Raw genomic sequence first — 13,628 nt, 5'->3', positions numbered from 1 at the left:
GTCGGATCAACCCAGGGTGATGATCGAGCGCGCACCGTCGCGCCGCCCGATGATGTTCAACAAATTGGAAAGTGCGTCTTCGCGGCCCGGTGCCGCGCTGGCTTCGCCGTTGAAGCGCAACGCGGTGCCGCTCCAGTCGCCGCTGCCGTTCAGTTCGAGGCTGCCTTCGCGCGTGCTCAGCAGCAGCGTGGGGCGCGTGCCGCCTTCGAGCGACAGGCGGTAGCTGCCCATCGGCCGCAGGGTCGACAGGGCGGATGACACATCGGTGGCGTCGAGCGTGGCCTGGCCCTCGATGCGCAAGGCGGGGCCGTCCCACTGCATGGCGAAGGCGCGGGTGTTGAGGTCGAGCGCGCCTTCGAGCTTGAGCGTGTTCCAGGGCGCGCCCAGGCCGGTGAGCAGCGTGGCGGGCCAGCGCGAGCGGGCGTCCTGCCAGGCGAGCTGCAGGCCGTTGGCGCGCGGGCTGGCCTGAAGACCAAGGGGCTGCGCCGCGCAGCAGGAAAGATCGAGGCGTGCCGACAGGCCGCGCCAGTTCGGCCACATGCGCCAGTTCAGCAGACCCGGCAACGAGACGGCCTGCGTGCCGCCGGCGCCGCTGGCGAACACGACGGCGGCGGTGCCGTTCCAGACCGTGCCGCGCGGGTTGACCAGCAGCAGGCGGCCCTGCGTCCAGCCCGAGAGCGCCGAGGCCAGCCATCGTGCCGGTGCGAACAGCACGACCGCGACCAGCAGGCCGGTGGCGGCGCCGAGCACGGCCCAGCGCCAGCTGCCGCGGCGCGGCTGGAGGTCGGGGACCGGGGGACGTCTCGCCATGCCGTGCGGTGCGTGGGGCTGCTTCAGCGCGGGGCGGGCAGCGCCATCACGAGCGTGCCGTCCCAGCGGGGTTGCGGAGGTTGGTCGGGCGTGGCGGGCGCGGGCTTGGCGCCCGGCGGCGGCGGTGCGATGGGCGCGCGCGTCAGGTGCACTTCGCGCGGCACGGCGTGGGCATTGCCGCGCGCCTGTGCGAGCCATTGCGCCAGGTTCTGGGCGGGCGCGCCGCGCAGCGTGACGGTGGCGGCGCCGTCGCCACCGGCCGTCATGAGCTGGGCATTCGTGACGCCGAGGCCGTCGCGCACCGAGGTCTCGAGCGCGCGCAGGGCGTCGTCGCGCGCCAGGCGCGGTTGCGACTGCAGCGCCTTCGCGCGGTTCTGCAAGGTGGCCATCTGCTGGAGCTGGGCGTCGAGTCGTGCGTGTTCGGCCGGGGCCGCGGCCAGCGTGCGCAGCGCGGGGGCGAGCGCGATCCACCAGAGCAAGGCCAGCGCCACCAGCGCGACGGCGCCGATGACGAGGCGGCGCTCGCGCATCCCGAGGACGGCCCAGCGGGCCTTGAGTTGTTCGCTGAAGTTCATCGGTTGGCCTCGGCCTGTACCAGCAGCAGATCGCCTTCGGTGCGCACCTGGTAGCCGCGCGGCGACAGCGCGGCGGTGATCTGCGTGACCTCCTGTGGCTGCAGCCCGAGGCCGCGCAGGCGCAGCTGGCCGGCGCTGAAGTCGATGGCGCTCGGCGAGCGCCCGGGCGGCAGGGCGGTGGCGATGGCGCCGACCATGGGTTCGAAATCGCTCGGCGCCACGTCGCCCACGGCCTGCTGCAGCGCGGCCACTTCGCGGCCCATCTGCAGCGGCGCGTCGACCACGATCTTCACCGAGGGGAAGGTCTGCGTCAGGATGGCGCGCGTGGCCTGGCGCTTGGACTCGAGCGCGTTGCGCTCCTTCCAGGCCCAGGCGTTCAGGCCGATGAGCTGGGTCAGCAGCAGCACCACGACGCCCCAGCGCGCGGCGCGCCATTCGGGTGCGAAACGCAGCGTTTGAAGCACCGAGGCGAACTTCTTGCCGGCGCGCGCGCGGCCCGTCACGGCCAGGTCGAACTGCGCGAGCTCCCAGGGCGTGCGCGTGGCGTGCAGCCAGCGCTGCGGCGCCTGCACGATCGGCACGCGGCGCTGCAGCAGGTGCTCGGCCGCTTCGGCGACGGCGGGTTCGGTGGTGATGACGGCGGTGTCCAGCGGCAGGCCGTTCGACAGGGCCAGGCCCGCGCCGGCCAGCGGCAGCGAGACCACGCCGTCGCCGTCGCACACCGTGAGTTGCGGCGCCTCGGGCTCGCCCGTGACCTGCAGCAGCGGCGGCGCGTCGGCCGGCTGCGGCGTGAATTCGGGAACGATGCGCACCACGCGCCGGCCGGCGGCTTCGAGCCCCTGCACGACGCTGCGCAGCCAGATGCGGTTGCAGGCCGCGACCCACACCGGCTCGCCGGCCTTGGCATCGGGCGCGAGCGCGAAGTGCAGGGCTTCCGGGTCGTCGAGCAGGTGCTCTTCGAGCAGGCCGTCGAGCACGGCGCGCAGCTTCGAGGTGCTGCCCATGCTGCCCTTGGGCAAGGTGACGCGGTGCCACGACAGCGCTGAGGACGGGATGCCGAGCGTGACCTCGGGGCCCGACGGCAGCAGCGTCAGCAGCGCGCGGCCCTGGTCGCGCAGGGCGATGCCGTCCTCACCGGCCTGGGCCCAGTCGTACTCGCCCGCGGCATCGGCCGGAGGGAGGGGGGCAAGGAGCAGCAGCGGGGTCATGTCGGGGGATGTCGGAAAAGCCGGTGATTGTAGGAGGGTGGCTTACAAGTTGTTGCTATTGTTTGAATAGCATACCTTGCAGAGACTACGTGCGTTTGACGGTGTTTTGATCAGAGAAAAGGAAACCGGCGTCAGGGTTTTGCCGGGGGCATGGTGGCGCCCGCGCCACGGGTGCGCCAGACGGTGGTCACGGCCAGGCCCTTGCGAAAGAGCAGCGAGTGCTCCTCGACCCAGGTGCGGTCCAGCCGCAGCCGGCCGTACACCTCGAAATACTGGGTGCCGACGCCGTGCTGGGCCGCGTTGAAGCGCGAGCCGCCACTGGGCAGGCCGGCGTTGGCTTCCTCGATGTTCTTGAAGAAGGAGCGGGTGCGCCGCTCCACCAGCTGGCGCGCGCTGGCGATGCCCAGCGATTCGACGCTCGCGCTGATGGCCTCGGCGCTGGCCGTGTTGAGGTTGAGCGTGGTGCGCTCCGGCAGGATCGTCACGTAGGGCTCGAGCGTAGCGGCGGTGGCGGGCGAGAGGCCGAGCCACACCAGCTGCGCGACCTCCTGCGGCATCAGCGGGGCGGCGCCGGTGTCGGCGCTGGCGTCGCCACCGCCGCTGCTGCCGCCACCGCCGCTACCGCCTGAGGCGGCGTCGGTGCTGCCGGTGTGCAGCGCGCTCGCGAGCCGCGCGGTCATCTGGGTCAGCTCGCCGGCCGGCAGGCCCAGCAGGTTGAAGAGGCGGGTGAAGGTCGCGACGCTGGCCGGCACCGGCTTGCCGGCGTCCACCAGCGACAGCACGTTGAGCTTGGACTGCGCGTCGACGATGCGGCCCGACAGGAAGGCGTCGGGCAGGCCTTCGAGGTTGTCGCTGGCCACGTTCTTTTCGGCCGACAGGAAGCTGGTGAGACGGGCCTCTTCGAGCGGCACGGCCCACGGCTCGCCGAGGTGGTCGGGGCCGCCGGCGCGGCCGTCTTCGCCGAGGATCAGGCGCGACCAGTCGAGCGCGCCGATCAGCACCCAGGCCGCCTGCACGCGCGCGCGCTCGGCGCCTTCGACCTCGGCGGAGCGCCACTGCTGCCAGAGCGCGGCTGCGGAAAAGGTGGCGACCAGCATCACGGTCAGCATGGCGGCGAGCAGCGCGGCGCCGCGCTGGCGGCGTGTGCTGGTCACGCGATGGCGTTGCGGCGCCGTCATGAGCGCGGCCCCCCGAGCGTCGGGCGCACCCAGTCGCGCGTGAGCGTGCCCGAGAGCCCGTCGCCGGGCGGCAGGGTCAACACCAGCCGCACGCCGTCGGGCATGGCGATGAGCGCGCCGGCCGGGTTGGACGGGTTCGCCGCCGCCACGGGCAGCGGCTCTGCCGGCACCCAGGCGTTGTTGCGGAAGTACGCGAGCTGCCAGCTGTTGACCGGCATCAGCGCCACATCGGTGGCACCGCCGGTGGGCGCGGCGCCATCTTGTGCCCACGCCGCCGCGAGGTTCCAGGCCTGCACCCATTCGCCGCGCGTGGCGAAGGGCGCCGACTGCCAGCGCCGCCAGCGCGTGCCGTCGGCACCGGGGCGCAGCGTCCAGGCGACGACCTGCACGGTCGGCGTGCTGGTGTCGCTGCCGCGGCGCGTCATGCGCAGCACGCGGCCGTCCCAGTCGATCGGGCGGGTCTGCGCGAGCAGGGTGATGGCGTCGAGGTCGGCGCTCCACTGCGCGAGCGTGGCCTGCAGCGTGAGCACCGCGTCGGCGCGCTGCTGGTTCTGCGTGGTGGCGCGCGACATGCTGTCCAGGCCGCGCCAGCTCACCAGCGCGAGCAGCGCCATCACGGCGATGGCGACCAGCAGCTCGATCAGCGTGAAGCCGCGTGCGCGCGAAGGCCTCGTCATCAGACGCGCCCCACCACGGTCGACACGCGCAGCAGCGGTGCGCTGCCTTCGTCGCGCACCTGCACGTCGACGCGCCGGAAATTCGGATTGAGCGTGGGCACCGTCGTGGTCGTCACCAGGAAGGTGAGGCCGGCCTGCAGGCAGATGGAGCCCGAGTCGCCGATGGCCGGCATCTGCCGCGACAGGCGCGCCTTGGCGAGTTCGTTTTCCGCGCACAGGCCGGCCAGCACGAGGTCGGACTGGCGCTGCGCATTGCGCGTGAGCGACATCGTGGCCTGCGAGCCGGCCGCGAGCGCGAGCGCAACGATGCCCAGCGCGATCAGCACCTCGACCAGCGTGAAGCCATGGCTGGAGCCGGCGCGCCGCAGCCGTTGCGTCATGGCACGGCGAACACGGTGAAGGGCCGCAGCCCGTCGGTGGCGACGCGCAGCACGCGCGCGGGTGGGCCGTCGCTGTGCAGCATGACCTGCTGCGCCGGAATGATGGGGTCGGGCCCGAGCTGCAGCGCCGCCACCGGCGTGTCGCCGCCCAGCATGGGCTGGGCCGTGATGCCTGCGTGGGTCCAGCCGGTGGGCAGTGCGTCGGCGGGCAGGCCGTCGAAGACGAAGCCGCTGCCTTCGACGAGGCGCCAGCGCACCATGACGCCGCTGGCGCGCGACTGGGCGCGGGCCGATTCGAGCAGGGCGGCGAGGCGGTCGGCCTCGCGGTCGAGCGCGGCGGCGTTGGTGTCGCGCATCGCGAAACTCACGCTGGCGGTCGCGATGGCGATGATCGCGATCACCACGATCAGCTCCAGCAGCGTGAAGCCACGCGCTGCGCGAGGCGGTGGCAGCACCACGCGGCCGGGGGCGATGCGCTTACTGCCAGCTGCCGATGTCGGCATTCTTGCCCTCGCCGCCGCTCTGTCCGTCGGCGCCGAAGGAGAGCACGTCGATTTCGCCCTTGATGCCGGGGTTCATGTACTGGTACGGATGGCCCCAGGGGTCGTTGGGCAGCTTCTCGACGTAGGGCTTCCAGTTGGGCGCGGCCGGGCCCGCGGTGGGGCGGGTCAGCAGCGACTGCAGGCCCTGCTCGGCGGTCGGGTAGCGCTGGTTGTCGAGGCGGTAGAGCTTGAGCGCCTGCATCAGGTTGTTGATGTCGGTGCGGGCGGCGGTGACGCGGGCGTCGTCGGCGCGCTCGATCACGTTCGGCACGATCAGCGCAGCGAGCACGCCGATGATGACAAGCACCACCATGAGTTCGATCAGCGTGAAGCCGCGTTGTGCGGTGCGGGAGACGGAACGAAGGAGTTTGTTCATAGCTTGCGGGGACATGAGGCAGTAAGCGCGCTGCATGATAATCCGCGGCCATGACAAGTCCTTACTCAGCAGCCCGCTGGCATGCCCCACTTGCAACGACGGGGCTTTGGGCGTTGGCCGCGGGCGCCGCGGTGTTCTGGGTGCTGCGGCTGGCCTCGCCGGCCGACGCCGTGGCCGCTGCGGCCACGATGCCGCGCGCGCCGGTCGCGGCCGATGCCGAGGCGGTGGCCCGGTTGCTGGGCGTGGTCACGGTGACGTCGAACGCCCCCGTGGCGCCGGAGGCCGCGAGCCGCTTCGCGCTGTCGGGCGTGGTGGCGGACCCGTCGAACCAGGGGGCGGCACTGATCTCGATCGACGGCAAGCCGCCGCGGCCGTTTCGTGTCGGCTCGAAGGTCGGCGAGAGCTATGTGCTGCAGTCGGTGGGCGTGCGCGCGGCGACGCTCGGTGCCCAGCGCGACGGGCCGGCGGCGTTCACGCTGCAGCTGCCGGTGCGTGCGCCGCTGAGCATGGGACTTCCGACGCCGCCTGCTGGTCTGTCGTCGGTGCAGTCACCTGCGCCAGCCGGGCCGTTGCCGGCCACGATGCCGACGATGGTGATGCCGCCGCCGCAGCAGCAGCAACTTCCCGCCACGGCGGGCGCCGCGATGGAGCCACCACCGCAGGCGCAGACCCCTGCGCAGTAAGCGCAGCGGTCTCTTTCTTTCTCTTTTCTTCTTTTCTTCAGGCCTGGAGGAACAGGCGGTAGGCCGGGTTGGCCGTTTCCTCGACGCAGGGATAGCCCAGCGTTTCGAGGAAGCTGTCGAAAGCGGCTGACTCTTCGGCCGGCACCTGCAGGCCCACGAGGATGCGCCCGTAGTCGGCGCCCTGGTTGCGGTAGTGGAACAGGCTGATGTTCCAGTTCGGCCGCATCAGGCTCAGGAACTTGAGCAGCGCACCGGGACGCTCGGGGAACACGAAGCGCAGCAGGCGCTCGTCGTGCGCCAGCCCCGTGCGGCCCCCCACCAGATGGCGCAGATGCTCCTTGGCGAGCTCGTCGTGCGTGAGGTCGAGCGCGTCGAAGCCGTGTTCGATGAAGACCTTCGCGATGGTGGCCGACTCGCCACGCGCCGAGGTCGTGAGGCCGACGAACACGTGGGCCTTGGCGGCATCGCTGATGCGGTAGTTGAACTCGGTCACGTTGCGCGGCGCGCCACCGGCCGGCAGCTGGCTGATGAGTTCGCAAAAGCGACGGAAGCTGCCGCGCTCTTCGGGGATGGTCACGGCGAACAGCGCCTCGCGCTCCTCGCCGACCTCGGCCCGCTCGGCCACGAATCGCAGCCGGTCGAAGTTCATGTTGGCGCCGCACAAAATCGCCGCGTAGGTCTCGCCCTTGCGGCCGTGCTCGGCGGTGTACTGCTTGATGGCCGCCACGGCCAGCGCACCGGCCGGCTCGACGATGCTGCGTGTGTCGACGAACACGTCCTTGATGGCGGCGCACACCGCATCGGTGTCGACCGAGATGTAGCCGTCGACCAGGTTCTGCGCGATGCGGAAGGTTTCCTCGCCGACCAGCTTGACGGCCGTGCCGTCGGAGAACAGGCCGACGTCGGGCAGGTTCACGCGCTGGTGCGCGGCGACCGATTGCATCATCGCGTCGGAGTCGTTCATCTGGACGCCGATCACCTTGATCTCGGGCCGCACGGCCTTGATGTAGTTGGCCACGCCGGAGATGAGGCCACCGCCGCCGATCGCCACGAACACCGCGTCGAGCGGGCCCTGATGCTGGCGCAGGATTTCCATCGCGATGGTGCCCTGGCCCGCGATGACGTCGGGATCGTCGAAGGGATGGACGAAGGTGAGGTTCTGCTGCGTCTGCAATTCGAGCGCATGCAGGTAGGCGTCGGAATAGCTGTCGCCGTGCAGCACGATCTCGCCGCCGAAACCACGCACTGCATCGATCTTCAATTGCGGCGTGGTGACGGGCATCACGATCACTGCGCGCGTGCCGAGCTTGCGCGCGCCGAGCGCAACGCCTTGCGCGTGATTGCCGGCCGATGCGCAAATCACACCGCTCGCCAATTGCGCTTTGCTCAGGTGCGCCATCTTGTTATAGGCACCGCGCAGTTTGAAACTGAATACGGGTTGCTGGTCCTCGCGCTTGAGCAACACGGTATTGCCAAGCCGCTCGCTGAGCGCGCGCGCCTTCTCCAGAGCGGACTCGACGGCCACGTCGTAGACCCGCGCATTGAGGATTTTTCTGAGATAGTCGGCGGGCGTTAACGCCGCAGTAACGGGTGCATTGCGCAAGATCTTTTCCAGGGAGTTTTCATTTGCTAACCATCAATCATAAGAGGCATCGGTATTGCATGCGGGGAATGGCATGGACACAAATGTCATAAACCTATTCCGCAAGGCTCCTGCTGCAAATGATTCCGGTTTTTTTGCGCGCACCTATCCCGCGATTCATACGCCCGCTAATTCACTAACAGTTGGGCATAATTTGTTATCAGTTTCTGTCAGTGACCTTTCGAAGGGACTGATGCAGGCCGAGGCCGCGCGCGTGCAACGCGGCGAAATCGGACGGCCCACATGGCAGGTCATGGGCAACAGATTGCGTGCGCACATCGTTCCGTTGCTGGGCGATGTGCCGGTGGCTGTGTTCACGACTACGGACGTGCAGCGCCTGATCGATCACCTCGGCGAACAAGGCTTTACGAGCACGACGATCGCGCAGTACCTCGTCTTGCTCCGCAAGGTGGTCATGCATGGCGTGCACGTCGGTGCGTTGCGCGAGGCCCCCGTGTTCCCGAAGGTCAAGGTGCGCAGCCAGCCGCGCGGCAGCTTCAGCGTGGCGGAGTACCGTGCGCTGATTGCGGCGGCGCGCAGCTTGCGCGGCCATTCGCACCCGGTGCTGGACCGGTTGACGGCCGGCGAACGTTTCTGGATCGCTCGCGAATTGCTCGTCATGCCCGACGAGCTGCCGTGGCTGATCCGCTGGATGGTCAACACCTTCGTGCGCCCCAGCGACATCAAGCTCATGAAGCACAAGCACATCGAAGTGGTGCGAGGCAAGCATGTCTACCTGCGGATGAACCTGCCGGAGACCAAGCGGCACAGCCAGCCCATCGTGAGCCTGCGACCTGCCGTTCGTGTCTATGAATGTCTGCTCGCGTACCGCGAGACGCATGGCTTCGGCGGGGCGGAAGACTACATCTTCATGCCGCACCTGAAGAACCGCGAGCACGCGCTGGCGGTTCTCAATTTCTTCTTTCACTGGGTGCTCGAAAAGACCGGTCTCGAGAAAGGACCGCTGGGTCAGTCGAGGACGCTGTACTGCTTGCGCCATACGGCCATCACGTTGCGGCTCTTGTATGGACAGGGGATCGACATGCTGACGCTGGCGCGCAATGCACGAACGAGTGTCAACATGGTCGAGCGTTTCTACGCATCGGTGCTGAGCGGAGAAATGAATGTGGGGCTGCTGCAGAGCAGGCGTGGCCGGATGAATTGAGGAAGGACAAAAAGCCGCCCGGCTTGAGCCGGGCGGCTTGAGCGTTTGCAGATTCAAACTGGCGTGGGCCAGCATGTGAATCGACAGTGAACGATCAGAAGGCGTGACGGATGCCGAAGTCGTAGCCCGTCGAGGTCTTCGGCGTGAAACCGTTGCCGGTGCCCTGGAAGCCCGGACCACCGACGGTCAGCGATGCGCCGTTCTTGTTGCTCACGCGAGCAACGGTGGCGTACAGGGCCGTGCGCTTCGACAGGTTGTGCACGTAGCCGATCGCCAGCTTGTTGGCCTTCTTGTCGGCGGGCAGCACTTCCCACGGGTTGCGGGCAACCAGGTTCTCGTCGTACTTGACGCTCGAGTACGAAGCGCGGATCAGGCCAGCACCGACCGGCACGGTCACGCCGAGCAGGTAGCCGGTCAGGTCGATGTCGGGACGGCCGCCGAGGTACGGCTCGACTTCGTAGTCGATCTTGTTCTTGGCGCGCGACAGTTCACCGAACAGTTTCACGGGACCGAAGTCGTACGAAGCGCCCAGGTTCAGCGTGTTGACCTTGGTGGTCGTGCCGACGTAGAACTGGTCACCCACGGTGCTGCTGCCATAAGCCAGCGCAACGTCCAGGGGGCCGTTGGCGTAGCCGAAGCGACCGCCGACATAGCGACCGGTGCGCGATGCGTTTTCCGCGAGGGGCGTTGCGGTGCCGGGGCTGTACTTTGTCTTCTCGTGGAAGCCGTACATCACCTGGCCGTAGAAACCACCCAGGTTCGGGGGCAGGAAGTAGCCGATGCTGTTGCCGGCGCGAACGTAGTTGCTGCCACCAGCATCGGGGAGTTGCGGAACGTTCTTGAGGGCATCGGGGAGCTTCTTGCCGTCGGCATAACCGGTGAAGCCGCCGAATGCGCCATTGGCTGTGTTGACCAGGTTGGAGCCGACGCCATTGGTGCCGAACGGGTCGAACACGGTGTCGTTCCAGAACGTCGGGGTGTAGTCGCGGCCGAGGCGGACTTCACCGAACCCGCCCGACAGGCTCACGGTCGAACGGCGCGTGAATGTCGAGACGCCCGTCTGGCCATCGTCGTTGCTGATCGGGGCTTCGAGCCAGAAGCTGGCGGCCAGGCCACCACCGAGGTCTTCCGTGCCACGGAAGCCCAGACGGCTGGAGTTGTAGCCCGAGTGGGCCAGTTCACGGCGGCTCGCCTTGATGCTGCCGCGGTTCAGGTAGAACGGGTTGTAGATGGGGAAGCCGAGCCTGTCGTACGTGACGCCATTGCCCAGGTCTCGCGAGGTGGACGAGTAGCCGCTGATCGACGCGTCGACCACACCAAACAGCGTGACGGACGACTGAGCCGAGGCAACACCGGCAACAGCCAGGGCAGCCAGAGCAGCTGCCCTTTCGCAGTGGACGGCTAGAGTGGTGCGGCCATCGAGGCGCACAAAGAAAAAAGCCCCGAGTCTTGCGACTCGGGGCTAAATCCACCAATTGGAAGGGTGGAGGAGACAACTGGGTGCGCACCATGAAGTGCGCAGCAATGAAATAGAGTATACCCACCCTTTGTTGCGATGCAACAAGCAGGCGATGCTTTTCCCACACACAAGTTGATGTTTGGTGCGCATTTTTCCGCACGAATTCATCCCAATTGGAGCTGAACACCATGGAATGCACAGTAAGTTGGACCGGTGACGCAGGCACCCGATCGGCCATGGGCTTCGTGGCCGAGACCGGCAGCGGCCATGTCCTGATGATGGACGGTGCCCCGGATGCGGCCAAGCCCGAGAACGGCGGCCAGAACCTGGCGGCGCGGCCGATGGAAACCGTGCTCGCGGGCACGGGCGGTTGCACCGCCTACGACGTGGTGCTCATATTGAAGAGGGGGCGCCATCGCATCGAGCGCTGCAGCGTCAAGCTGACCAGCGAGCGCGCCGAGAAGGATCCCAAGGTCTTCACGAAGATCCACATGCACTTCACCGTGGCGGGCAAGGGTATTCCGGCCACCGCCGTGGAGCGGGCGATCGCGCTCAGCCACGAAACCTACTGCTCCGCCAGCATCATGTTGGCGAAGACGGCGGAAATCACGACCAGCTTCGATCTGATCGAGACCTGAAAACCCCGTTGGATGGCGACCGAAGGCCCTAGATTCGGTGGGCGACGGTCGTCATGACCCGCGATGCCAGGCGCATCAGGGCCTTGGCCGGGGCCGGCAGTTCCGCTGCGCCCGCGTCGACGGCCTGCGTGGCATGGCGGGCTTCGTCAACCTTCATCTGCTCGACCACGGCGCGGGACGCGTGATCGGTCGGCGGCAGCCGGTCCAGGTGGCTTTCAAGGTGCGCTTCCACCTGCCGTTCGGTTTCGGCGACAAAGCCGAGGCTCAGGGGATCGCCCAGGCGTCCGGCAATCAGGCCAAGACCGAAGGCGCCTGCATACCAGAGTGGATTCAGGAGGGACGGGCGGGCGCCCAAGTCGTCCAACCGCTGCCGGGTCCAGGCCAGGTGATCGGTTTCTTCATGCGCGGCTTCCAGGAAGTGCGCGCGCAACGCCGGGTCCCGCGCCACGGCGGCCTGGGCGGTGTACAGCGCCTGTGCACAGACTTCGCCGACATGGTTCACGCGCATCAGCGCACCGGCCTCGCGGCGCTCCGATTCGCTCAATTCACCTTGCGGCTGGATCGCGGGCGGAAGCGCCCGGGTGGCGTGAGATCGGGCAAAAAGCGTGCGCAAAGCCGCATCGGCGGCAGTCAGGGCGGGGTCGAGCAGGGCAGTCATAGGTCTATTTGAACGCACCTGTCCGGCGATGCAAGGACAGCACATTTCGTTTCATATCGTGGCAAAACCACCCGTCTAAGTCCTTTGTTGCACGACTGCAACGAAACACACGGGGCTTCCAAGATTTAGGGCGATTTGTTTTGCCCTGCCGCAGCGGCTCTGGTGCAATAGCATCAACTTCCCAAAAGGAGGTTGGCCCGGGGTCCGGTGGGAGCACAAAAGTGCCAGTCACGGTGAGCCCTTCGCACCGGAGCCCTATGTTTAACCTTGGAGAAACTTGCAATGAAAAAATCTCTAGTTGCTCTGGCTGCCCTGGCTGTTGCCGGTGTTGCCTCGGCTCAGTCGTCCGTCACGCTGTTTGGTGTGGTCGACGCGTCGATCAGCGGCTACTCGTCCACCTCGCGTGACCTGAACGGCGCCACCTTCCTGAACCCGTTCTACCTGAACCGTGGCAGCGTCAAGGTCAGCCGCACGGCTCTGGCTAACTCGGGTTACAACTCCAGCCGTCTGGGCTTCCGTGGTACGGAAGACCTGGGTGGTGGCCTGGCAGCCAGCTTCTGGCTCGAAGCCCCGATCACCAACGACGACGGCGCAACTGGCGTTTCGACGTTCGCTCGTCGCTCGACCGTGAGCCTGTCGGGTGGTTTCGGTGAAGTTCGTCTGGGCCGTGATTACACCCCGACGTTCTGGAACGACACCGTGTTCGATCCGTTCGGCACCAACGGTGTTGGCACCAACCTGATCTCGACGGCCAGCGGTTTCAACACCACCGGCGGTTCGGGTGGCTTTGGTGGCAACCCGAACTACGTTCGCGCCAGCAACACCATCGGCTACTTCCTGCCCCCGAACCTGGGCGGCTTCTACGGCCAAGTGCAGTACGGCTTCCACGAGAAGGACAAGTTCAGCCCTGGTACCGCTACGCCTAACGTCGCGAACAACTCGCGCACCGGTCGTTACGTCGGTGGCCGCTTCGGCTACGCCAACGGTCCTCTGGACGTTGCGCTGGCCTATGGCAGCAGCACCTCGGGTGACCAGTTCTACGCTGGCGTGACCAACAAGGTCAACACGCTGAACCTGGGCGCTTCGTACGACTTCGGTCCCGTGAAGCTGTTCGGTGAAGTGTCGCGCGTCAAGAACAAGGTCGACTACGAAGTCACCCCCTTCGTCGGCGCTACGCCTGACACCGACCTGACCGGCTACCTGCTCGGCGTGACCGTGCCCGTCGGTGCTGGCCTGATCCGCGCTTCGTACTCGAGCGTCAAGTACGACCTGAACCAGCCGCAAGTGCTGTTCCAGCCGCGTATCGCTGACCCGAAGGCTAACAAGCTGGCTATCGGCTACGTGCACAACCTGTCGAAGCGCACGGCTCTGTACGCTACCGTTGCTCGCGTGAGCAACAAGAACGGTGCAGCCCTGACCGTTGGCGGCCCGGCCTTCATCAACAGCGGTGTCTTCACCCCGAAGAACTCGACCGGCTACGACTTCGGTATCCGTCACGCTTTCTAATTTGATGCTGGCGCAAGCCAGCTTCGAATCGAAAGACTGAAAGCCACCCGGCGCAAGCCGGGTGGCTTTTTCTTTTGGCGCGCGCCTGTTCTCACTCGTAAAAATTGCGCCTCCACCCCCGGGGAACCCCC

General features: G+C 67.3%; 15 protein-coding genes. 4 read left to right on the top strand and 11 right to left on the bottom strand.

The window, feature by feature from the left end; all coding sequences use genetic code 11:
- Positions 1-6: 6 nt before the first annotated feature.
- The 8 genes from gspN to gspG all read right to left on the bottom strand — a co-directional run bounded on the left by gspN (position 7) and on the right by gspG (position 5,746).
- Positions 7-810, bottom strand: coding sequence for a type II secretion system protein N (gene gspN, locus AC1RLW_RS29750; RefSeq protein WP_070060014.1), 804 nt, complete (start codon positions 808-810; stop codon positions 7-9).
- 23 nt (positions 811-833) lie between these two features.
- On the bottom strand, positions 834-1,385 hold the full coding sequence (locus AC1RLW_RS29745; protein ID WP_493196066.1) for a type II secretion system protein M: 552 nt from the start codon (positions 1,383-1,385) through the stop codon (positions 834-836).
- Entirely contained in the window at positions 1,382-2,593 is a 1,212-nt protein-coding gene (gspL, locus tag AC1RLW_RS29740) for a type II secretion system protein GspL (protein ID WP_159278469.1), read from the bottom strand. Before gspL ends, AC1RLW_RS29745 begins: the two co-directional genes overlap by 4 nt.
- Positions 2,594-2,724: 131 nt before the next feature.
- Positions 2,725-3,771 carry a type II secretion system minor pseudopilin GspK gene (gene gspK / locus AC1RLW_RS29735; RefSeq protein WP_493196065.1) on the bottom strand — a complete coding sequence of 349 codons (1,047 nt, stop codon included), beginning with the start codon at positions 3,769-3,771 and terminating at the stop codon, positions 2,725-2,727.
- Entirely contained in the window at positions 3,768-4,448 is a 681-nt protein-coding gene (locus AC1RLW_RS29730; RefSeq protein WP_493196064.1) for a PulJ/GspJ family protein, read from the bottom strand. The genes gspK and AC1RLW_RS29730 overlap by 4 nt, the downstream gene beginning before the upstream one ends.
- Entirely contained in the window at positions 4,448-4,828 is a 381-nt protein-coding gene (gene gspI / locus AC1RLW_RS29725; RefSeq protein ID WP_492686218.1) for a type II secretion system minor pseudopilin GspI, read from the bottom strand. The genes AC1RLW_RS29730 and gspI overlap by 1 nt, the downstream gene beginning before the upstream one ends.
- Positions 4,825-5,331 (bottom strand): prepilin-type N-terminal cleavage/methylation domain-containing protein, encoded by a 507-nt coding sequence (locus tag AC1RLW_RS29720; RefSeq protein ID WP_493196062.1) that lies wholly within the window; start codon positions 5,329-5,331, stop codon positions 4,825-4,827. The genes gspI and AC1RLW_RS29720 overlap by 4 nt, the downstream gene beginning before the upstream one ends.
- Positions 5,306-5,746 (bottom strand): type II secretion system major pseudopilin GspG, encoded by a 441-nt coding sequence (gene gspG / locus AC1RLW_RS29715; protein WP_056573020.1) that lies wholly within the window; start codon positions 5,744-5,746, stop codon positions 5,306-5,308. Before gspG ends, AC1RLW_RS29720 begins: the two co-directional genes overlap by 26 nt.
- A gap of 50 nt (positions 5,747-5,796) precedes the next feature.
- Here gspG and AC1RLW_RS29710 point away from each other — a divergent pair, with 50 nt between their 5' ends.
- Positions 5,797-6,429, top strand: a complete 633-nt coding sequence (locus tag AC1RLW_RS29710) for a type II secretion system protein N (RefSeq protein WP_493196060.1) — start codon at positions 5,797-5,799, stop codon at positions 6,427-6,429.
- Between the two features lie 37 nt (positions 6,430-6,466).
- Here AC1RLW_RS29710 and ilvA read toward each other — a convergent pair whose 3' ends face one another.
- Entirely contained in the window at positions 6,467-8,032 is a 1,566-nt protein-coding gene (ilvA, locus tag AC1RLW_RS29705; RefSeq protein ID WP_493196059.1) for a threonine ammonia-lyase, biosynthetic, read from the bottom strand.
- A 73-nt stretch (positions 8,033-8,105) separates the two neighbouring features.
- Here ilvA and AC1RLW_RS29700 point away from each other — a divergent pair, with 73 nt between their 5' ends.
- Complete coding sequence (locus tag AC1RLW_RS29700) at positions 8,106-9,236, top strand: site-specific integrase (RefSeq protein ID WP_493196058.1); 1,131 nt, start codon at positions 8,106-8,108, stop codon at positions 9,234-9,236.
- 94 nt (positions 9,237-9,330) lie between these two features.
- Here the strand turns inward: AC1RLW_RS29700 and AC1RLW_RS29695 are convergent, their stop codons facing one another.
- A complete protein-coding gene (locus AC1RLW_RS29695) occupies positions 9,331-10,611 on the bottom strand; it encodes a porin (protein ID WP_493196135.1) in 1,281 nt (426 codons plus the stop codon).
- A 272-nt stretch (positions 10,612-10,883) separates the two neighbouring features.
- Here AC1RLW_RS29695 and AC1RLW_RS29690 point away from each other — a divergent pair, with 272 nt between their 5' ends.
- Positions 10,884-11,333: an OsmC family protein gene (locus AC1RLW_RS29690; protein ID WP_493196057.1), complete on the top strand. Its 450-nt coding sequence runs from the start codon at positions 10,884-10,886 to the stop codon at positions 11,331-11,333.
- Between the two features lie 28 nt (positions 11,334-11,361).
- Here AC1RLW_RS29690 and coq7 read toward each other — a convergent pair whose 3' ends face one another.
- Positions 11,362-11,991, bottom strand: coding sequence for a 2-polyprenyl-3-methyl-6-methoxy-1,4-benzoquinone monooxygenase (coq7, locus tag AC1RLW_RS29685; RefSeq protein WP_139700940.1), 630 nt, complete (start codon positions 11,989-11,991; stop codon positions 11,362-11,364).
- A 282-nt stretch (positions 11,992-12,273) separates the two neighbouring features.
- Between coq7 and AC1RLW_RS29680 the strand changes: the two genes are divergently transcribed.
- Positions 12,274-13,497 carry a porin gene (locus tag AC1RLW_RS29680; protein ID WP_070094987.1) on the top strand — a complete coding sequence of 408 codons (1,224 nt, stop codon included), beginning with the start codon at positions 12,274-12,276 and terminating at the stop codon, positions 13,495-13,497.
- Positions 13,498-13,628: the final 131 nt, after the last annotated feature.

The organism is Variovorax sp. GW822-FHT04A09 (genome assembly GCF_058801005.1).
Note: the sequence above shows the minus strand (reverse complement) of the source record. Positions and strands in the feature narration are given on the sequence as shown.